Source organism: Pseudomonas syringae KCTC 12500 (assembly GCF_000507185.2).
In the GTDB taxonomy this organism is placed as follows: domain Bacteria; phylum Pseudomonadota; class Gammaproteobacteria; order Pseudomonadales; family Pseudomonadaceae; genus Aquipseudomonas; species Aquipseudomonas syringae.
On sequence record NZ_AYTM02000002.1, the window covers coordinates 5,006,059 to 5,025,512 of the forward strand.

The window sequence follows — 19,454 nt, forward strand, 5'->3', positions numbered from 1 at the left end:
GAACATGAAACAGTGGTTATCGATTTCCCTGAGTGCGAGCCTGCTGTTCGCTGGCCTGGCGCAGGCTGCCACGCCGCTGATCGGTGTAGGCATGGCCAAATACAACGACAACTTCCAGACCATCCTGCGCCACGGCGTGGAGAAACAGGTAGCCCTGCTGGACGCCGACATTTTCATGGAAAACGGCCAGGACGACGTGGAGCTGCAGATGCGGCAGTTTCGCAATCTGGTGAACTCGAAAGTCGATGCCATCGTCGTCGCAATGGTGAGTGGCAAAAGTGCGCCGGAAATGATGCGTTTGGCCAACGAGGCCAAGGTTCCGCTGGTATTCGTCAATCGCAATCCGGAGCCTGCCAAGTGGCCTGCGCTGACGGCGTTCGTCGGCTCTGACGAACTGGAATCCGGCACATTGCAGATGGAAGAGCTGGCCCGCCGCGCCAATTACAAGGGCAATGTGGTGATTCTGGTCGGCGACCCGAGCAACAAATCATCGGTCATGCGCACCGAGGACGTGGAGAAGGTGGTCGCCAAGTACCCGGACATGAAGGTCGTGCAGAAGAAAATCGGCAACTGGGAGCGCAGTCAGGCTGCGACCATCGTGATTGAATGGGTCAAGCAGGGCGTGGACTTCTCCATCATCGCTGCCAACAATGACGAAATGGCCATTGGGGCAATCATGGGGCTGGAAAAAACCGGCAAAAAGGCGGGTGATTATCTGGTGGGCGGGATCGATGGCACCCCGGACGGTTTGAAGCTGATGGCTGAAGGCAAGATGGCGGTGAGCGTGTTTCAGGATGCGCTCGGGCAGGCCGACGGCGCAGTGGATGCCGCGATGCGCATGGCGCGCGGCGAAACCCTGGCGTCCCCGGTCATCTGGGTGCCGTTCAAGCTCATTACTCCGGAAAATCGTCAGCAGTTCGAGTAGTGCGCAGGTTGCAAACGTGTGGCGCCGGGCGTCACACGTTTGTGTCCTTGCTGCACACTCGGGATCGAACGTGGAGCAGGCCGCGCTTATCGGCAAGTCAGACCCGGATATCCTGCGGTCCGCGGATCTGGGCTTCGATGCGTGTGCCGGTCAGGCGCTCTTCGTTGGAGAACCCGTCGTAGCTGGACAGGTCGCCAAAGCGGATACCGGTGAGTTGTTCGATCTGCGCGACGCTGCGTTGCCAGGTTTTGAGCGGGCCGAACATGATGTCCAGCTTACCCAGCTCGCGGGTCTGGTCGATCATGTAGGCGCTGGCCGAAGGCTTGCCGTCATCGCCGAGAAAGGCCACGACTTTCCAGAATGCCGAAGGTATTTTGACGTTGCGGTAGCTGCGGTCGTCGTCGCGCAGCACCGGCCCGGTGAATACTGTTACCCGTGATTTCCAGCGCCGTGTGTTATCGAGAATGTAGTCCTCGAGTTCCAGCCAGGTCTTCTGGTTGAACGCACCCATCTGTGGCGAGCAGTTGGTGAAGTGGAAGGTGTCACTGTTGGCAACTTCGGCTTCCTTGCCCCAGTTAGGGTCCTGACGCCGAACCAGATGGCCGCGATCCAGCAGGTTGTCGGCGTACACACTTTCGCCAATCTGCGCCTCGGCGGGCAGACGGCCGTCGAATGCCCAGGAATCCTTGCTGCGCTTGACCTCCACGCTATTGGCACCATCAATGTTGACGCCGACATACAGCGCCAGACGCCGACTGCGCGACATGGTGATGGAAAAATGTGTGTAATCGAGGCGATCCCCCGTGTTCTTCAAAGGATAGACATCTGGCGCAAGTTCCTCGTCGGCAGTCGGCCAGGGCACGATGAAATCACCGAGGAAGTTCTCGGCATAGCCGGTGCGCTTTTTCAAGTCGCTTGCTGGTGTGGTGCGTCCTGCGGCCAGCGCCTGTGGTTCGAGTAAGGGTGTAGTCGACGTCAGTGGTTTGAGGTCGGCAAGGCGGGGCCGGTAGGCGAGATCGATGGCGAACTTCTTGTCAGGCACAGTGCTTGCTCCTGTGGGGATTGAATGTCTTTAGTTCACCATAGACGCGTTACAGCGCGGCGTCAGGCTGGGCGTTTGACATGATCGACTGACGATTCGGCAAAATCCGTTAAATAGGCTTAAGTATCTGGCAACGTGCGTCGATAAGCTGTAGATAAGAGCAATCCGCAGCTCGCGTTATTTCATTGACCGGAGGGCTACAGGATGTCGATAAAACTACGTCTGTTCTTGCTGATAGGCACCAGTGTACTGACCGTCATGATCATCAGCCTGGTCAACTACCTGGGTAATACGCGCATGGAGGCGGCGATGCTCGACAGTGAAGTCAGCATGGCTGCGCTGGGCAATCACCTGCAAGCCGACATGATGCACGACGCGCTGCGCGCCGATGTGCTGTCAGCGATGCTGTTCGGCCTTGGCAGGAGCAACAGTTCGCGTGATGAAGTGCAGGCATCCCTCAAAGAGCATGCCGCACTGTTTCGCAAGGTCGTGAGCGATAACCTGCAACTGCCGCTCACCGAAGCCCTCAAGGCAGAGCTGAGCAGGCTCAAGCCGAGCCTCGACGCCTATATCAGCGCAGGCGAGCGGATTGTCGGGCTGGCCATCGACAGTCCGGACCGCGCGCAGCAAGAGCTGGGCACATTTTCCAGCGCCTTCACGCAACTGGAGGGGCAGATGTCGAGCTTGAGTGACCTGATTGAGGACAATTCCAAAGCCAGCGGCGAGCGCACTCGTCAGGCGATTAGCAGTGCCAATGTGACCTTGGCGGTCGTGCTTTCGATCAGTATTTTGCTGCTGCTGATCCAGGGGCATTGGGTGACGCGCAGCATCATGATCCCGCTCGCGTCCGCCAGCCGTATTGCCGACAGTATTGCCCATGGCAACCTGCGCGAACCTATCGCCGAGTCCCGTGGCCGTGACGAAGCCAGCATGCTGATTCGCAGCCTGGCGATCATGCAGCGTGACCTGCGCAGCATGATCGAAGTGGTGCGCAGCAATGCCAACGACGTCAGTGGCATGAGCCGTCAGCTCAGCAGTGGTTGCCATGAGGTGGCCGACAGCAGCCGGCAACAGAGTTCGGCAGCCGGCACCATGTCGGCGGCGACCAGCGAGATGACCGCAAGCATTGAAGAAATCACCCGGCATGCCGGGCAGGCCCTTGAAATGGCCAGTCAGGCCGAATCCCTGGCCAAGAACGGCGGTCGGGTGATTCATCAGGTGGTCAGTGACATGGACAGCATTGCCCGCTCGGCGCAGCAGTCGGCTCAGGTGATCCGTACGCTGGACAAGGACTCGGAAGGAATCTTCAATATTATTCAGGTCATCAAGGGCATTGCCGACCAGACCAACCTGCTGGCACTCAACGCGGCCATCGAGGCTGCCCGTGCTGGCGAGCAGGGCCGTGGTTTTGCCGTGGTGGCCGACGAAGTGCGCAGCCTGGCCGGACGCACCAGTGCTTCCACTCAGGAAATCACCACCATGGTTGCGCGCATTCAGCAGAGCACCCGTGAGGCGGTCACCAGCATGGAAGCCGGTGTGGCTCAGGTCGACAAGGGCATGGCGGTCACCGCCGAAGTGGAGCGCGCGATCAGCGATATCCTGGATGCCACGTTGAGCACCACGCAACTGGTCAACGACATCACCCGCACCATTGGTGAGCAAAGCCTGGCGAGTAATGAAATCGCTCATCAGGTAGAAATGATTGCCAGCATGTCCGAGGGCAATAGCCGGGTTATCGGCCAGACCGCCAGTACGACTGATGAACTGTCGGTAATGGCCGGGCAGCTTTCACAATCGGTCGATCGCTTTCAGCTGTGATATCAAATTGCCCAGCTCTGCAGTACTCTGCGGCGCGAAAAGCGCCGTGAGCTGCGTGGTCGAAGTTTTTCCGCCTCCGCTGAAGGCGAACGCATTAAAGCTTTGGTAGCGACAGACGTTAACCATCGCACCGGAATCACCCTTGTACCCAGGAGCAGCAAAATGCAGACGTTAAAGGCTTTGTACGAGTCAGTTGAAAAGCAGTTTTTCAACACGCTGACCAAGAAGCTATCGAGCCTTTTCCTGCTGGTCCTGGTCAGCGCCTTGCTGTATTGGGTCGCGTTGAACATTCGTTCCGACATCATGCTGCAATTGCGCGGCACGCAAACGGACCCTGCCGCGCTGGGCGTGATCCAGAGTCAGCTTGATCTGCTGAGCAATGCGATTCTGTTGAGCACGCTGTTCACGCTGGTCATGGTCAGCTTCATGGTCTGGTATTTCCGCCACCTGATCGTGCGTCCTGTGATGTCCATGACCCGCGCGCTCGAAGAGGTCGCCAGCGGTGAGGGTGATCTGTCGAAGGATCTGCCGTTGCTCACTCATGATGAAATTCGCGGGCTGGCCAGTACCTGCAATCTCTTTCTGGCCAAACAGCGCGAGATCATCAGCAGCATTCAAGGGCTGACTGTACAGATCGCCGTCGAGTCAGCGCGTTCGCTGAAGAACATCAGTGATTCCAGCGACAGCGCAACCGATCAGGCACGCTTCGCCAGAGAAGTGATGGACCAGAGCAACATGGCAGTGGGCAGCATCGAGGACGTCTCGCAACAGACCCAGGGCATTTCCAGCACCACCGCGCAGAACCTGAGCATGGCGCGCGATTCTTATGCCGAATTGCTGGAAGTGACCGGAAACATCAGCCAGATATCCAGCAGCCTCAATGAGTTCGGTGGACTGGTCTCAGGCTTGAATGAGCGTTCATCAAGCATCAAGTCGATTGTCGGTCTTATTCAGCAGATTTCTTCGCAAACCAACCTGCTGGCGCTCAATGCGGCCATCGAAGCGGCGCGGGCGGGGGAGAGTGGTCGAGGTTTTGCGGTGGTGGCTGACGAGGTGCGCACGCTGGCGCAAAACGTCAGCAAAGCCACTGACGACATCTCGCGCAACATCGACGCTATGCTTCAGGAAGTCAGCTCCACACACGAACAGACCATCCAGATCAGCCACAGCGCCCGCGAAACCCAGCTGGTGGTAGAGCGTGCGTCCGGCCATTTCGAAAGCATGATCGGCGATTTCGAGTCGACCAACGACAAGCTCGCCGACATCGCTGCTCATATTCAGCAGTTTGCCTCTACAAACACGGGGATCAATGAACGGGTAACGCGGATCTATTCCGATAGCCAGGCCATCGACCAGCGCATGCAGCACTCCGCGACGGCCACCCGGGATCTTTCCAGCGTGGCCGAGCAGGTGCAGGCGCTGTTGGGGCGATTTGTGCTTGGGCATGGCGAACTGGATGCGGCGATCACTCGCGCTAGCCAGTGCCGTGACATTCTGCAAGCACGCCTGGTCGAGCTGCATAAACAGGGCGTCAATCTGTTCGATCAGAGTTACAAGCTGATTCCGGGCACAGACCCCAAACAATACACCACCGGTTACACCGAGCGTTTTGCGCAAATCTGCCAGGAAGAATGCGACAAGCTGACCAAGGGCACACGCGGCGGCAAGGTCACCTTCATCGTCGACAGCAAAGGCTACTGCCCGGTCAACAACAGTTGGGTATCGCAAAAGCCTACCGGCAATCGTGAAGTCGATCTGCCGGTGTGCCGTAACAAACGTATGTTCTCCGACCCGATTGGTCTGCGCGCCGCAGGCAACAAGCAGCGTTTTCTGTTGCAGACTTATTTGCGCGATACCGGAGAGATCATGACCGAAATCGATGTGCCGTTCTTTTTCGAGGGGCGCCACTGGGGCAACTTGCGGATGGGCTTCGACGCAGCGCTGCTGTTGGGTAAATAAGCGAGGGCGCGACGTGCGCGCCCGGTGTTCGATGCCGACCCACAGTGACATCGCTCAATGTGTTTCATGCACCGACGGCAGGCGTGTTCAGGCTGGCCTGACCCGAAAGGACTGAACGTTTGCGCCAATAAAAGCTCCATTTTCAAGCGGCGCTGATTTCCAGAACGCCACCGGAGGTGTGACTTTGAACATTCAAGACCTGACCAAGCATGCAAACGATCAAACGGTTCGTGAACTCGATTTGATCTCCATGGAAGGCGGTTCCTACGTGCTGCACGCAAAGCTCGACGGCAAGTCTGTGCCGGTGGAAGATTCGAGCGGAAAAACCCTGCACGTTGCTTCGGTGGAAGAGGCGCGCAAGGTGCTGTCTTCGGTGTCTGACGTAAAACTGTTCATGACCCAGGCCGTGGCGCATGACGAAATGGTCGGTCTGGACGATGTGAAGGCACAAACTTCGCGGCAGAAGATACCCCTGCGCTCGAGTCTGTGATGTCGATCAGGTGTTGTTGCGCCTGACCGCAACGCACTTGATTTCGAGCAGCAACCCGTGGTGCGCCAGTTCGGCAACGCCGATGCAGGTCCAGGCACATTGGCCACGCGGGAAAATGCGGTTTTTCACTTCACGAAACACCGCCATGTGCTCGCTCATGGCGACGTGATAAGTGGTCATGTCGACGATATCGTCGAAGGTGCAGCCGCCCTCGGCGAGTAAGGTGCGCAGATTTTCCCAGCAGGCGATGAATTGCGCCTCTGGGTTGAGAATGACTTCCATATCCCGCGTACGCCCCACCTGGCCCGCGCAGTACAGGGTATCCCCAACCTTGACCGCAGGCGCATAGCCTGCACGGTCCATGATCGACTGCATGGTGGGCGGAATGATGAGCTCTCGGTCTGACATGTTATAACACCTGTTTGTAACGCTTGAATGTGCAGTGGCTGATCTGGCTATCGCCGTTCCGGCCTACGCCTTGGCGGCCGGTCTGGCAGCACGCCGTGGCTTTTTCGCCGCAGTGTCCGCTGTGGCGGTGGGGGGCTTGGCGACGCGCTTTGTGGTCTTGCGTTTTTTCTTCCAGGGCGGCGCAACGCCTGCCGGGCTGGCCGGCCCGCTGATGCTCATACGCATGCCGACGCAACGGCTGACCTGTTTGCTCATCCACGCCGCCTGTTTGGCAACGAACTCTTCGAGGCTCATTTCGCCGCTCTGGACCATGTCCAGCGCCTGCTCCCAGATGGCGGTAGTGCCCGGATCGGCGATGGCACGCGGCACGGCGTCGATCAGGCTGAAGGCCGCCGGTGCTGCGCACAGCGATTTGCCCTGCTTGGTCAGGTAGCCACGGTCCAGCAGGCCTTGAATGATCCCGGCGCGGGTGGCTTCGGTGCCGATGCCGGTGGTGTCCTTGAGCTTCTGTTTGAGCAGCGGGTCTTCCACCAGTTTGGCGACGTTCTTCATCGCCTTGATCAGGTCTCCCTCGGTGAACGGTTTCGGCGGCTGGGTCCAGAGGTCCTTGAGGATGACCTCGGTGATCGCACACTCGCAGCCCTGAAACAATGCTGGCAACGGCTGCGGGGCAGGCGCTTCGCGACCCTTGGAAGGTGCCAGCGCTTCGGGCATCGCACGCTTCCAGCCCGGCTCGACGATCTGCTTGCCCACCGCACGCAGCGCGTGGCCTGCACAGTCGAAGTCAGCCTGGGTGCGGTCGTATTCATGGTTGGGCAGAAACTGGGCCAGGTAACGCGCCCTGATCAGGGTATACACCGCTCGCGGTTTGCCGGTCAGACGTTCTACGCCACGCACCGCCGCGGTGGGAATGATGCCGTGGTGCGCCGTCACTTTGCTGTCATTCCAGGCCCGTGACCGACGTTGTGGGTCGAGGTGCGGGGAAAGGCCTGCCAGTGCAGGGTCGGCCTTGCAGAGCGCCGCGATGATGCCTGCGGCTTCACCGTGCTGACTGTTCGGCAGGTACCCGCAATCGCTGCGCGGGTAGGTGATGACCTTGTGGGTTTCATACAAGGACTGGGCGATGTCGAGGGTTTCCTGCGCGCCGAGCCCGAGCTTCTTCGAACAGATTTCCTGCAGGGTGCCCAGGTCGAACGGCAAGGGCGCGGCTTCGCGAATGCGCTCGGTGCGCAGCTTGACCAGTCGTGCGCTGGTTGCGGCGTGCATGTCGTGCGCAGCCTGTTGCGCCAGCGCCTGGTTCAGGCAGCGGTCCTGATCGTCGCAGGCGTCCGACGGCGCGCGCCACTGGGCAATGAAGGCCTGATTGTCATGCAGCAGCCTGACGTCAATCGCCCAGTAGGGCGCCGGGACGAAGTTGGCGATGCTGCGATCACGGTCTACCACCAGTCGCAGGGTCGGGGTTTGTACCCGGCCCACTGGCAACACGCCCTGATAACCGGATTGTCGACCCAGCAGCGTGAACAGACGGCTCATGTTCATGCCGATCAGCCAGTCGGCGCGTGATCGGCCCAGTGCCGAGTGATACAGGCTGAACGTGTCGGCACCGGGCTTGAGCGCCGCCAGCGCCTTGCGAATCGAGGCGTCATCCAGTGCCGACAGCCACAAGCGCTGAATCGGCCCGCGATAGCGACAGTGCTCGATCAGTTCGCGGGCGATCATTTCGCCCTCACGGTCGGCATCGGTGGCGATCACCAGTTCCCGGGCTTCACCCAGCAGTCGTTTGACTGCCTTGAACTGGCTGGCAGTTCTGGGCTTGACCAGCATCTTCCATTTTTCCGGAACAATGGGCAGGTCTTCCAGCACCCAGCGTTTGTAACGTGCATCGTAGGCATCGGGCGGGGCGGTTTCCAGCAGGTGGCCGATGCACCAGGTCACCGTCGCATTGGCACCCACCCAGCAGCCGTCGCCACGCCGGGTCGCGCCGAGCGCAGCCGCAATGTCTTTGGCCTGGGAAGGTTTTTCGCAGAGAAACAGCCGCATGACTACCGTCGTCGATTACCGGTGCAAGGGCTGCAAGGATGAACGTTGAATGCGTAGCGGGCAAGTTTTATCTGTATGGATATACAGATAAATGCACTGTGCGGCCTCAGCAATGGACCGCTCAACGCCATGCCCGCATGCGCGGTTCAGCCTTTAGAGTTGCCGGTGGCTCAGCTCAACAATTCGGAAAACGTCTTGTCGGCTTCCAGCACCGCTGGCAACCCGGCAAACAGCGCGTCCAGATCGATGCCTTCCATCAGCGGCCCGCCTGACGCCTGCTGCGCCTGAGATGTCGCGCCGCCATGGGCCTCCAGCGCGTCCGAAATGGTGATGGCCTGGGCGACGATCCTCGGTAAAGACGCGTCCTTCGGTGCCTTCAGCGGAGTCGCCTGATAGGCGATTGCGTCGCGAATGACCTGGGGCAGATGCCAGCGACTGGCCAGTTCTGCGCCGACTTCCGGGTAGCTGAAACCCAGTTGCAGGGTTTCGCTGGCTGCACGCCCTGGCGTCCCGGCTTTAGCGGCGTTGTTCAGGCGCTCGGCCACATCGGGCGCGCCGGTCTGGATCAGCAACTCACCGATGTTATGCATGACCCCGCAGGTAAAGGCGATTTCAGGGTCGGCACCGGTCTGTTTCGCCAGCATCCGGCAGATCCCTGCCACCTGAAAGCTTTTCAGCCAGAACCCCTTGAGATCAAAACTCGGGCCGGCCTTGAAGGCACCGGTCACTGCCGAGGCCATTACCAGCGTACGCAACGTATTGAAACCCAGGCGCATGGCCGCGTCTTCGATGCTCGAGGATTCCCTCGAACCACGAAAGCGCGCCGAGTTGGCCAAGCGCAATACCTTGGCCGCAATCACCGGGTCTTTTTCTATATTGCGGGCAATGCTTTCCAGGTTGGAAGAGGGATTGTCAAATTGCAGCATCAAGTCCTGAGCCACTTTGGGAATACTCGGGAGGCTATGCAAACCGTCAAAAAGTTGCTCGATACTTGGCATGGTGAAACCATCCTGTGCAGGGCGGGGGATGATTTCAACCATAGCCAGTTTTTCATGTTCTGCACGCTTGAGTGTCGATTATGGGAAGGACATCTCGACCCCCGACGAAAAAAATAATCAAGGACTCGTGGGTCGCGCCGATATGGCGATACAAGCGTCTTTGTAAGGTGTCGATACTCGGACCTGCCTGGTGATTGACGCCGCGGCAGGTGTATCGGCTCCGGTTGCTGAACGGCCTGTGGGTTGTAACGTGAAATAGACGGCACCGTTGTGAAGTTTGATTGGCGATCCAGAGATCGTCCTTATTGGTTTTTTGCCGTGGAAGTATCCGCTATGAAGAGTCTGGGGTTCAGCAAGAAAATCCTTCTTGCCGCTGCATTGATTGTGGTTGTTGCGTTCAGCGTGTTCATTGTCGTCAATGACTATCGCCAGCGTCAGTCACTCAAATCCAGCGTCAAGTCCGAGTTGCAACAACTGGGTACGCTCACCACGCAGAATATTCAGACCTGGCTGGAAAGCCGCATGCAATTGCTGCAGTCGATGTCGCAGCAGATCGCCGCGGATGGCAAGGAACTGCCCCAGTTGCAGCGCGCCATCGGCCTGCCGGCCTACAGCGAAAGTTTTCAGCTGAGCTACTTTGGCAGCACCGAAGGTGTGATGTTCTCGGTGCCGTCCGCCAATCGCCCCGCTGACTACGATCCGCGTGCGCGTGGCTGGTACAAGGCGGCACAGAATGCGCCCGGCACCATTGTGACCGAACCCTACATCGCGGCATCTTCCGGCAAGCTGGTCATGACCATGGCCACACCGGTCAAGTTCCAGAATCAGTTCGTGGGTGTGGCCGGTGCCGATATCGCTCTGGACAACGTCACCAAGATCATCAACTCGCTGAACTTCGATGGCCATGGCTATGCATTTCTGGTCAGTGCCGACGGCAAGATTCTGGTGCACCCGGACAGCAAACTGGTGCTCAAGAACATCAGTGAAGCCTACCCGACCAACACTCCGAAAATTACCACGGGTGTGACCGAAATCGACTCCGGTAAAAAGCCGGAAATCATTTCTTTCACGCCTGTTCAAGGTGTTTCGACGGCCAACTGGTACGTGGCACTGGTACTCGAGCAGGATTCCGCCTACGCCATGTTGGCCGAGTTCCGTGCCTCGGCCATCACGGCCATGGTGGTAGTGGTGGTGGTGATCATCCTGCTGCTGGGTCTGTTGATTCGCGTGTTGATGCAGCCCTTGCATCAGATGGGCCGTGCGATGCGTGATATCGCTGACGGTGAGGGCGATCTGACCAAGCGTCTGGCCATCACTTCGCAGGATGAATTCGGTGAACTGGCCGAGTCGTTCAACCGTTTCGTCGAGCGCATTCACACTTCGATTCGTGAAGTGGCTTCGACTGCCGCACAGTTGGGCGAGGTTGCCACTCGGGTGGTCAAGGTCTCCAATGCGTCCATGAGCAACTCGGACCAGCAGTCCAACCGCACCGAAAGCGTGGCGGCGGCGATCAACGAATTGGGCGCCGCAGCCCAGGAAATCGCCCAGAATGCGGCGCGCACCTCGCAGCAGTCGAGCGATGCGAGCGGCCTGGCCAGCGACGGCCAGAACGTCGTGCAGCAGACCATCAAGGCGATGAACGAGCTGTCCGGGAAGATCAGCGAGTCGTGCGTGAACATCGAAAGCCTGAATGGCAAGACCGCCAACATCGGGCAGATTCTTGAAGTGATCACCAGCATTTCCCAGCAGACCAACCTGCTGGCGCTCAACGCGGCCATCGAAGCGGCGCGTGCCGGTGAAGCAGGGCGCGGGTTTGCGGTCGTGGCCGACGAAGTGCGCAACCTGGCGCATCGCACTCAGGATTCTGCCCAGCAAGTGCAGACCATGATTGAAGAGCTGCAGGTCGGCGCTCGCGACGCAGTGACCAACATGACCGAGAGCCAGCGTCAGAGCGAGGACAGCGTCGGCATCGCCAACCTGGCCGGCGAGCGTCTGAGCAGCGTGACCCGCCGCATCGAAGAGATCAACGGCATGAACCAGTCGGTCGCGGCGGCAACCGAGGAGCAGACCTCGGTGGTCGAGTCGATCAATGTCGACATCACCCATATCAACACCCTCAACCAGCTGGGCGTCGACAACCTGCGCCAGACCCTGGATGCCTGCAACTCGCTGGAAGAGCAGGCCGCGCGTCTGCAGCAACTGGTGGGCAGCTTCAGGATCTGATCCGGCCATTCTCTGCGCCGCTGCTCATACCTGGGCGGCGCAGGCAGAGCGTCTGGAACCGAATCCCGACGCCCTGCATCGCTGACCGTGTGCGCATCGCAACAACATCTGCGACAAACTGTTATGACCCCGTCATTCGAGCTTCATGAGGCTGCAACAACACAGGTTCAGTTTGGTTGACAACCAAATGCGACCTGTCCCGGGTCGTGCACAGACCGAGAAGCCTCATGAACGAAGCCATTCATGTACAAGGCCTGAACAAGACCTTTTCCCATAAAAGCGCGCTCATTGACCTTGCGTTGTCTATACAACCCGGTGAGATGGTTGCGCTGATTGGCGCTTCCGGTTCGGGCAAGTCAACGCTGCTCCGGCATCTCGCCGGCCTGGCGTGCTGCGATCGCAGCAATGGCGGACAGGTTCAGGTGCTGGGGCGCGAGGTTCAGTCCTCGGGTCGCCTGAACGGCCAGGTGCGACGTCTGCGCGCCGACATCGGTTATATCTTTCAGCAATTCAATCTGGTCAATCGCCTCAGCGTGCTGGACAACGTCCTGCTCGGTTGTCTGGGGCGCATGCCACGCTGGCGCGGCAGTCTTGCGCTGTTCAATAACGAGGAAAAACAGCGTGCAATGGCTGCGCTGGAAAGGGTCGGGCTGGCGGACCTTGCCGCGCAACGGGCTTCGACCCTGTCCGGCGGTCAGCAGCAGCGAGTGGCGATAGCCCGGGCCTTGACCCAGCGCGCCGAAGTGATCCTCGCCGACGAACCGATTGCCTCGCTGGACCCGGAATCGGCCCGCCGCGTCATGGAAATCCTCGCCGACATCAACCGCCGCGACGGCAAGACGGTCGTGGTGACCCTGCACCAGGTCGATTATGCCGTGCGCTATTGCCCGCGTGCGGTGGCTCTCAAGTCGGGGCGCATCCATTTTGATGGTCTGGCGCAGGACCTCAGCAAACAGTTTCTCAACGACCTCTACGGTGCAGACGCGGACGCGAGTCTGATGATCACCGAACGAAGCCGGCGTGTGCGGCAAAAAGCCAGCCTGACGCTGGCCAAAGTCTGACGTCCTTTCGACAACCATCACCTGACATTTTCCGGAGAGCCTGCATGTTCAAGCGTATCGGTCGTCTTCTCGCCTCTGCCGCCTTGCTGACTGCCTGCGCGTTGGGCACGGTCCAGGCCGCAGAAGAAAAAGCCATCAATTTCGGCATCATGTCCACCGAGTCTTCGCAAAACCTGAAAAGTATCTGGCAGCCGTTTCTCGATGACATGAGCCGCAAGACCGGTCTCAAGGTTAACGCCACCTTCGCCTCGGACTACGCCGGCCTGATTCAGGGCATGCGTTTCAACAAGGTGGACGTGGCCTGGCTGGGCAACAAAGCGGCGATGGAAGCGGTGGACCGCTCCAACGGCGAGATCTTTGCCCAGACCTCCGCCGCCAACGGTGACGCGGGCTACTGGAGCCTGCTGATCGTGCGCAAGGACAGCCCGATCAATAACGTCGAAGACATGCTCAAGAACGCCAAGAGCCTGACCTTCGGCAACGGTGACCCGAACTCCACTTCGGGCTATCTGGTGCCAGGTTATTACGTGTTTGCAAAAAACCATGTCGATGCGTCCACCGCCTTCAAGCGCACCTTGAACTCCAGTCATGAAGTCAACGCCCTCAGCGTTGCCAAGGGTCAGCTGGACGTTGCGACCTTCAACACCGAAAGCTGGGATCGCCTGGCCGTGACTCAGCCCGACAAGGTCGAGCAACTCAAGGTGATCTGGAAATCGCCGCTGATCCCGGCCGACCCGATTGTCTGGAGCAAGGCGCTGTCGGACCAGGACAAGGCAAAGATTCGTGAATTCTTCACCAGTTACGGCAATACCGACGAAGAGAAAACCGTCCTGAAGAACATGCAGATGGGTAAGTTTCTCAAGTCCAGCGACGACCAGTTGTTGCCCATTCGCCAACTCGAACTGTTCAAGCAGCGCACCGAAGTGGTGGCCAGCACCACGCTGGACGAGCAGGAGAAAGCCGCCCGTCTCAAGGATATCGATGCCAGCCTGAGCAAGTTGCAGGAGCGCATCACCGAGCTGAACCAGAAAACCGCAGGCAGCTCCGCAGGTTGAGCCAGCCGTTCACAATCAGGAGTTCGTCATGACCACTCATGTTGCCTATACCCAGGTCGCGGGCAAACCCAACGGGTCCCGTTATCTGGGTTGGGGCCTGTTGCTCGCTGCACTGGCCTGGGCCTGGCACGGCGCAGAAATGAACCCGATGGCACTGGTTCGCGACTCGTCGAACATGGCCACATTCGCCGCCGATTTCTTCCCTCCGGACTTCCGTGAGTGGCGCAGTTACCTCAAGGAAATGCTGGTGACTATCCAGATTGCTCTGTGGGGCACGGCGCTGGCGATTGTCTGCTCGATACCGCTGGGCATTCTGTGCGCCGAGAACATCACGCCGTGGTGGATTCACCTGCCGCTGCGGCGCTGCATGGACGCTTTTCGTTCGATCAACGAGATGGTGTTTGCGATGCTGTTCGTGGTAGCCGTCGGGCTGGGGCCGTTCGCCGGGGTGCTGGCGCTGTGGATCAGCACCACCGGGGTCCTCGCCAAATTGTTCGCCGAGGCTGTCGAAGCCATAGAGCCCGGACCGGTCGAAGGGGTGCGCGCCACCGGTGCCAGCGCCTTGCAGGAAGTCATCTACGGGGTCATCCCGCAGGTCATGCCGCTGTGGATCTCCTATGCTCTATACCGGTTCGAATCCAATGTGCGCTCGGCGACGGTGGTCGGGATGGTCGGCGCAGGAGGCATCGGGGTTATCCTCTGGGAAAACATTCGCGCCTTTGCGTTCGTCCAGACCAGCGCCGTGCTGCTGGTGATCATCGTTGTGGTAAGCGTGATCGACATTGTGTCGCAGCGTCTGCGCAAGCAATTCATCTGACAGAAGAGGGGTGTTCAATGAACACTTTTTTTAACCATGCAGTTGTCTAGACAAGTTGGCCCAATGTACCACGAGCTCGCCAACATCTTGCGTGAAGAGCTGACCACCTATCAGCCCGGCGATTTCCTGCCCGCCGAATTCCAGCTGGCCGAGCGCTTCAGCGTCAACCGCCACACCATTCGCCGCGCGGTCGATGAACTGGTACGTGAGGGCAGCGTGTTGCGACGTCAGGGCAAAGGCACTCAAGTGCTGGAGCGTCCGCTGATTTATCCGATGCAGGCTGACAGCGCCTACAGCAAATCCTGGTCGGCGCAGGGCCTGGGCGTGGAAGCGATCCTGCTGCGTCGTCAGGAATGTCAGGCCAGCCGTGAAGATGCCCAGTATCTGGGAGTGGACGAGCACGCGCCGCTGATCGAACTGCAGACACTGCGCAAACTGGACGGCCAGGCGGTCAGCCTGATCTTCCACCGCTACAGCGCCCGTTACAGCGATTTGCTGGCCGATTACCGCGGCGGCTCGGTGCGCCAGTACCTGGCTGAGCGCGAGTTGCCGTTGAGCCGTGCGCAGAGCCTGATCGGCGCACGCCTGCCGTCCCGCGAAGAGGCCGCGTGGTTGCTGATGCCCCGACACATGCCGGCGCTGACCGTACTGACCGTTTCCTGTGACCCGGCGGGGCAGCCGGTGGAGCTTTCCCGCTCGGTCAGCCGCGCCGATCGCTTCCAGTATCAAGTGGCGACTCCTTTCAAGACGACCTGACACCGAGGTGTTCCATGCAAGCAACTCCCGAAACAACGGCGCGTCAGCACTGGATGGGCGTACTGGCCCGCGCTCATGCCGATCAGCCGAGCCGCGAGCAGTTGAACCGCCACGAAACGGCGCTACGCGACACCGATTACCAGATGATCCGCGCCCCGGAAATCGGCATGACCCTGGTGCGCGGCCGTATGGGCGGCACTGGTTCAGCTTTCAACCTCGGCGAAATGAGCGTGACGCGCTGTGTGGTGCGTCTGGCCGACGGGCGCACCGGCTACAGCTATCTGGCTGGACGCGATAAGCGCCACGCCGAACTGGCGGCTCTGGCCGACGCGCATTTGCAGGGCGCGCAGCAGGCCTGGTGGCTGTCCGAGCTGATCGAGCCCCTGGCGCGTGCGCAAGCCGAGCGTCGGGCGCGCAAGGACGCCGAGGCCGCTGCCACCAGAGTCGAATTCTTTACCCTGGTCCGAGGAGAAGACTGATGAATGCCGTCCTTTTGCAACCTGCCTTCACCGATCCGGTACTGGATGCCCAGCGCAGTTTTCGTGTCGCCCTCAAGGCGTTGTCCGGGCCGGGCGTGATCCAGACCTTGCCCAGCGCGCACCAGCCGCCGGCCTTGCAGGGCCTGGACAGTGCAACCCACGCCTTGTGCCTGGCGTTACTGGACCTGGACACGCCAGTGTGGCTGGCACCGGCATTCGATACCCCGGCGATTCGCGCGAACATTGCCTTTCATTGCGGCAGCCCGATTGTCACTGAGCGGCACGCAGCGCGCTTCGCGTTGCTCGATGCATCGACTGCCCTGCAACTGCACGATTTCGATACCGGCAATGACCGCTACCCGGATCAGTCCTGCACCTTGCTGATCCAGCTGCCTGACCTGCAAGGCGGGCGGGCGCTTGCCTGGAGCGGTCCGGGCATCGAGCGACACCATTCGGTGGCCCTGCCGCTGGATGAAGGTTTCTGGGCCGCACGTGAAGCATGTAATGTCTTCCCTTGCGGGCTGGATGTGTTCTTTGTTTCGGGCAATCGATTGCTCGGCTTGCCACGCAGTACCCGCGTGCAGGAGTGTGCCTGATGTACGTCGCAGTCAAGGGTGGCGAACAGGCCATCGATAATGCTCACCGCTTGCTGGCCAACAGGCGTCGTGGCGACACCGGTATTGCCGAACTCGACGTCGAGCAGATCCGCCAGCAACTGCCGCTGGCGGTTGCTCGGGTCATGAGCGAAGGCTCGCTGTACGACCCGCAACTGGCTGCACTGGCGATCAAGCAGTCGGCGGGCGACCTGATCGAAGCGATCTTCCTGCTGCGCGCCTACCGCACCACGCTGACGCGCTTTTGCGCCAGCGTGCCCATCGATACCTCGAACATGCAGCTCAACCGTCGCTTGTCGGCCACGTTCAAGGACCTCCCTGGCGGTCAATTGCTGGGGCCGACCTTCGACTACACCCATCGCTTGCTGGATTTCACCCTGCTGGCCGAAGGCGAGCACCCAGGCCCGGAAGTCACCCCGCACGCCACGCTTGAGCCCTGCCCGCGAGTGCTCGGATTGCTGGCCAAGGAGGGGCTGATGAAGCCCGAAGTCGACGATGGCGAGCGCGTCGCGGACATCACCCGCGAGCCGCTGGAGTATCCGTCCAGTCGTGCCCAGCGCCTGCAGGCACTGGCGCGTGGCGATGAGGGATTCCTGCTGGCGCTGGGTTATTCGACCCAGCGCGGTTATGGTCGCAATCACCCGTTCGCCGGGGAAATCCGTATCGGCGAGGTGGAAGTCTGGATCGAACCTGAAGAACTGGGCTTCCCGATCGTGATTGGCGACATCGAAGTCACCGAATGCGAGATGGTCAATCAGTTCGTCGGCTCGGCCAGCGAACCCGCGCAGTTTACCCGGGGTTACGGCCTGGCGTTCGGTAACGCGGAGCGCAAGGCAATGGGTATGGCACTGGTGGACCGTTCGCTGCGCGCCGAGGAATTCAACGAAGAGATCCTCTCACCGGCCCAGCAGGAAGAGTTCGTCCTGGCTCACTGCGACAACGTTGAAGCGGCGGGTTTCGTCTCACACCTCAAGCTACCGCATTACGTGGACTTCCAGTCCGAACTGGAGCTGATCCGCAAGCTGCGCAAGTCTGCACCGAAACCGGGGAGCGACCAATGACTCATGCACCGATGAACACTGCACAGCAAAGGCCTGCACGGGATGAGGCCTACAACTTCGCTTATCTGGACGAGCAGACCAAACGCATGATTCGTCGCGCCTTGCTCAAGGCGGTTGCGATCCCCGGTTACCAGGTACCGTTCGGCGGGCGCGAAATGCCGCTGCCGTATGGCTGGGGCACCGGCGGGATGCAACTGACCGCCGCAATCCTGGGCGCCGATGATGTGCTCAAGGTCATCGATCAGGGCGCTGACGACACCACCAACGCTGTCTCGATCAGGCGTTTCTTTGCCCGTACGGCTGGCATTGCCACAACCGAGCGCACGCCCGAGGCGACGGTCATCCAGACCCGTCACCGAATCCCGGAAACACCGCTGCACGCCGATCAGATCATGGTCTATCAGGTGCCGATTCCCGAGCCGCTGCGTTTCATCGAGCCCTCGGAAACCGAGACCCGGACCATGCACGCGCTGGATGATTACGGCGTCATGCACGTCAAACTCTATGAGGACATCGCCACCTTCGGCCATATCGCCACCAGTTACGCCTACCCGGTGATGGTCGATGAGCGCTATGTGATGGATCCGTCGCCGATTCCCAAATTCGATAACCCCAAGCTGCACATGAGCCCGGCATTGATGCTGTTCGGCGCAGGGCGCGAAAAGCGTCTGTACGCCGTGCCGCCGTATACGCAGGTGGTGAGCCTGGACTTTGAAGATCACCCGTTCGAGGTGCAGCGCTGGGAGCAGTGCTGTGCGATCTGCGGCAGCCATGATTCCTTTCTCGACGAGCTGATTCTCGACGATGCCGGGACGCAGAGCTTTGTCTGTTCCGACACCGATTACTGCGCCCAGCGCGTCAAACAGCAGGAGAACGACCGATGATCAGTGCACGTTCATTGGACCCGGCGCGCGAGCGCCTTCCCGAGGCTGTGCAGCCGCTGCTCAAGGTGCGCGGCCTGACCCGTCTGTACGGTGTGCAGAAGGGCTGTCAGGACGTCAGTTTCGATCTGTACCCCGGCGAAGTGCTGGGCATCGTTGGCGAGTCCGGCTCGGGGAAATCCACGCTGCTCTCGCTGTTGAGCGGACGTTGCCCGCCGGACCGCGGCAGCATCGACTATCGCAGCAAGGAGGGTGACTGGTTCGACCTGTACAGCGCCAGTGAGGCGCAGCGGCGCACCTTGCTGCGCACCGAGTGGGGCTTTGTCGAACAGAATCCGCGTGATGGCCTGCGCATGGGCGTGTCGGCCGGCGCCAATATCGGTGAGCGTCTGATGGCGCAGGGGGTGCGCAATTATCAGCAGTTGCGGGGTGCCGCGCTGGACTGGCTGACCCAGGTGGAGATCGATCCGCAGCGCATCGACGACTTGCCGCGGACCTTTTCCGGCGGCATGCAGCAGCGCCTGCAAATCGCCCGCAATCTGGTCTCCAGCCCGAGACTGGTGTTCATGGACGAACCCACCGGCGGGCTCGACGTGTCGGTGCAGGCCCGCTTGCTCGATCTGTTGCGCGGGCTGGTGCGCGAACTGGATCTGGCCGTGGTCATCGTCACCCATGATCTGGCGGTCGCGCGGCTGCTGGCTGACCGGCTGATGGTCATGCGTCGCTCGGAAGTGGTCGAAAGCGGCCTGACCGACCAGATTCTCGATGACCCGCAGCACCCGTATTCGCAACTGCTGGTGTCCTCGGTATTGCAGCCATGAGCCGCA

Annotated in this window: 18 protein-coding genes and 2 pseudogenes; 16 read left to right on the plus strand and 4 right to left on the minus strand. The window is 60.2% G+C overall.

Annotated elements, in window-relative coordinates; translation table 11 throughout:
• The first annotated feature begins 4 nt into the window (after positions 1-4).
• The gene (locus tag V476_RS22410) at positions 5-925 is read left to right on the plus strand and encodes a substrate-binding domain-containing protein (RefSeq protein ID WP_024647905.1); all 921 of its coding nucleotides are present in this window, start codon (positions 5-7) and stop codon (positions 923-925) included.
• Positions 926-1,022: 97 nt separating this feature from the next.
• On the opposite strand, the gene V476_RS22415 is transcribed toward V476_RS22410, so the two are convergent.
• Positions 1,023-1,967 (minus strand): DNA/RNA non-specific endonuclease, encoded by a 945-nt coding sequence (locus V476_RS22415; protein ID WP_024960102.1) that lies wholly within the window; start codon positions 1,965-1,967, stop codon positions 1,023-1,025.
• A gap of 204 nt (positions 1,968-2,171) precedes the next feature.
• Between V476_RS22415 and V476_RS29465 the strand changes: the two are divergent.
• The 4 genes and pseudogenes from V476_RS29465 to V476_RS22430 form a co-directional block, all read left to right on the plus strand.
• Positions 2,172-2,927, plus strand: a pseudogene (locus tag V476_RS29465) (MCP four helix bundle domain-containing protein); the annotation flags it as partial.
• 132 nt (positions 2,928-3,059) lie between these two features.
• Complete coding sequence (locus V476_RS29470) at positions 3,060-3,785, plus strand: methyl-accepting chemotaxis protein (RefSeq protein WP_370683537.1); 726 nt, start codon at positions 3,060-3,062, stop codon at positions 3,783-3,785.
• A gap of 162 nt (positions 3,786-3,947) precedes the next feature.
• Positions 3,948-5,744 carry a methyl-accepting chemotaxis protein gene (locus V476_RS22425; protein WP_010410346.1) on the plus strand — a complete coding sequence of 599 codons (1,797 nt, stop codon included), beginning with the start codon at positions 3,948-3,950 and terminating at the stop codon, positions 5,742-5,744.
• A 178-nt stretch (positions 5,745-5,922) separates the two neighbouring features.
• Positions 5,923-6,234, plus strand: coding sequence for a DUF6482 family protein (locus V476_RS22430; protein ID WP_024960100.1), 312 nt, complete (start codon positions 5,923-5,925; stop codon positions 6,232-6,234).
• Between the two features lie 6 nt (positions 6,235-6,240).
• Here V476_RS22430 and V476_RS22435 read toward each other — a convergent pair whose 3' ends face one another.
• The 3 genes from V476_RS22435 to V476_RS22445 all read right to left on the minus strand — a co-directional run bounded on the left by V476_RS22435 (position 6,241) and on the right by V476_RS22445 (position 9,680).
• Positions 6,241-6,642: a RidA family protein gene (locus tag V476_RS22435; RefSeq protein ID WP_024960099.1), complete on the minus strand. Its 402-nt coding sequence runs from the start codon at positions 6,640-6,642 to the stop codon at positions 6,241-6,243.
• Positions 6,643-6,705: 63 nt separating this feature from the next.
• Complete coding sequence (locus tag V476_RS22440; RefSeq protein ID WP_024960098.1) at positions 6,706-8,682, minus strand: DNA topoisomerase III; 1,977 nt, start codon at positions 8,680-8,682, stop codon at positions 6,706-6,708.
• A gap of 170 nt (positions 8,683-8,852) precedes the next feature.
• The gene (locus V476_RS22445) at positions 8,853-9,680 is read right to left on the minus strand and encodes an HDOD domain-containing protein (protein ID WP_024960097.1); all 828 of its coding nucleotides are present in this window, start codon (positions 9,678-9,680) and stop codon (positions 8,853-8,855) included.
• Positions 9,681-10,013: 333 nt separating this feature from the next.
• On the opposite strand from V476_RS22445, the pseudogene V476_RS29475 reads away from it, so the two are divergent.
• The 11 genes and pseudogenes from V476_RS29475 to phnK form a co-directional block, all read left to right on the plus strand.
• Positions 10,014-11,045 (plus strand): annotated as a pseudogene (locus tag V476_RS29475) (HAMP domain-containing protein); the annotation flags it as partial.
• A 93-nt stretch (positions 11,046-11,138) separates the two neighbouring features.
• Positions 11,139-11,903, plus strand: coding sequence for a methyl-accepting chemotaxis protein (locus V476_RS29480; RefSeq protein ID WP_370683538.1), 765 nt, complete (start codon positions 11,139-11,141; stop codon positions 11,901-11,903).
• 227 nt (positions 11,904-12,130) lie between these two features.
• Positions 12,131-12,964 carry a phosphonate ABC transporter ATP-binding protein gene (gene phnC, locus V476_RS22455; protein WP_003346938.1) on the plus strand — a complete coding sequence of 278 codons (834 nt, stop codon included), beginning with the start codon at positions 12,131-12,133 and terminating at the stop codon, positions 12,962-12,964.
• Between the two features lie 44 nt (positions 12,965-13,008).
• Positions 13,009-14,019, plus strand: coding sequence for a phosphonate ABC transporter substrate-binding protein (gene phnD, locus V476_RS22460; protein ID WP_003396071.1), 1,011 nt, complete (start codon positions 13,009-13,011; stop codon positions 14,017-14,019).
• A gap of 28 nt (positions 14,020-14,047) precedes the next feature.
• On the plus strand, positions 14,048-14,836 hold the full coding sequence (phnE, locus tag V476_RS22465; protein WP_024960095.1) for a phosphonate ABC transporter, permease protein PhnE: 789 nt from the start codon (positions 14,048-14,050) through the stop codon (positions 14,834-14,836).
• 36 nt (positions 14,837-14,872) lie between these two features.
• Positions 14,873-15,592 (plus strand): phosphonate metabolism transcriptional regulator PhnF, encoded by a 720-nt coding sequence (phnF, locus tag V476_RS22470; RefSeq protein ID WP_024960094.1) that lies wholly within the window; start codon positions 14,873-14,875, stop codon positions 15,590-15,592.
• Positions 15,593-15,606: 14 nt separating this feature from the next.
• Entirely contained in the window at positions 15,607-16,071 is a 465-nt protein-coding gene (phnG, locus tag V476_RS22475) for a phosphonate C-P lyase system protein PhnG (protein WP_024960093.1), read from the plus strand.
• Positions 16,071-16,667: a phosphonate C-P lyase system protein PhnH gene (gene phnH, locus V476_RS22480; RefSeq protein ID WP_024960092.1), complete on the plus strand. Its 597-nt coding sequence runs from the start codon at positions 16,071-16,073 to the stop codon at positions 16,665-16,667. The genes phnG and phnH overlap by 1 nt, the downstream gene beginning before the upstream one ends.
• On the plus strand, positions 16,667-17,746 hold the full coding sequence (locus V476_RS22485) for a carbon-phosphorus lyase complex subunit (protein WP_024960091.1): 1,080 nt from the start codon (positions 16,667-16,669) through the stop codon (positions 17,744-17,746). The genes phnH and V476_RS22485 overlap by 1 nt, the downstream gene beginning before the upstream one ends.
• 11 nt (positions 17,747-17,757) lie before the next feature.
• The gene (locus V476_RS22490) at positions 17,758-18,630 is read left to right on the plus strand and encodes an alpha-D-ribose 1-methylphosphonate 5-phosphate C-P-lyase PhnJ (protein WP_170855885.1); all 873 of its coding nucleotides are present in this window, start codon (positions 17,758-17,760) and stop codon (positions 18,628-18,630) included.
• Positions 18,627-19,448, plus strand: a complete 822-nt coding sequence (gene phnK, locus V476_RS22495; protein WP_024960090.1) for a phosphonate C-P lyase system protein PhnK — start codon at positions 18,627-18,629, stop codon at positions 19,446-19,448. Before V476_RS22490 ends, phnK begins: the two co-directional genes overlap by 4 nt.
• Positions 19,449-19,454 lie beyond the last annotated feature (6 nt).

Bases quoted from the DNA above. Each gene is read 5' to 3' on its own strand.
- V476_RS22410 (WP_024647905.1), top strand. From the start codon at position 5: ATGAAACAGTGGTTATCGATTTCCCTGAGTGCGAGCCTGCTGTTCGCT.
- V476_RS22490 (WP_170855885.1), top strand. From the start codon at position 17,758: ATGAACACTGCACAGCAAAGGCCTGCACGGGATGAGGCCTACAACTTC.
- V476_RS22440 (WP_024960098.1), bottom strand. From the start codon at position 8,682: ATGCGGCTGTTTCTCTGCGAAAAACCTTCCCAGGCCAAAGACATTGCG.
- V476_RS22425 (WP_010410346.1), top strand. From the start codon at position 3,948: ATGCAGACGTTAAAGGCTTTGTACGAGTCAGTTGAAAAGCAGTTTTTC.
- phnK (WP_024960090.1), top strand. From the start codon at position 18,627: ATGATCAGTGCACGTTCATTGGACCCGGCGCGCGAGCGCCTTCCCGAG.
- phnC (WP_003346938.1), top strand. From the start codon at position 12,131: ATGAACGAAGCCATTCATGTACAAGGCCTGAACAAGACCTTTTCCCAT.
- phnH (WP_024960092.1), top strand. From the start codon at position 16,071: ATGAATGCCGTCCTTTTGCAACCTGCCTTCACCGATCCGGTACTGGAT.
- V476_RS29480 (WP_370683538.1), top strand. From the start codon at position 11,139: ATGAGCAACTCGGACCAGCAGTCCAACCGCACCGAAAGCGTGGCGGCG.
- V476_RS22485 (WP_024960091.1), top strand. From the start codon at position 16,667: ATGTACGTCGCAGTCAAGGGTGGCGAACAGGCCATCGATAATGCTCAC.
- phnE (WP_024960095.1), top strand. From the start codon at position 14,048: ATGACCACTCATGTTGCCTATACCCAGGTCGCGGGCAAACCCAACGGG.
- V476_RS29470 (WP_370683537.1), top strand. From the start codon at position 3,060: ATGTCGGCGGCGACCAGCGAGATGACCGCAAGCATTGAAGAAATCACC.
- phnD (WP_003396071.1), top strand. From the start codon at position 13,009: ATGTTCAAGCGTATCGGTCGTCTTCTCGCCTCTGCCGCCTTGCTGACT.
- V476_RS22445 (WP_024960097.1), bottom strand. From the start codon at position 9,680: ATGCCAAGTATCGAGCAACTTTTTGACGGTTTGCATAGCCTCCCGAGT.
- V476_RS22435 (WP_024960099.1), bottom strand. From the start codon at position 6,642: ATGTCAGACCGAGAGCTCATCATTCCGCCCACCATGCAGTCGATCATG.
- phnG (WP_024960093.1), top strand. From the start codon at position 15,607: ATGCAAGCAACTCCCGAAACAACGGCGCGTCAGCACTGGATGGGCGTA.
- phnF (WP_024960094.1), top strand. From the start codon at position 14,873: ATGCAGTTGTCTAGACAAGTTGGCCCAATGTACCACGAGCTCGCCAAC.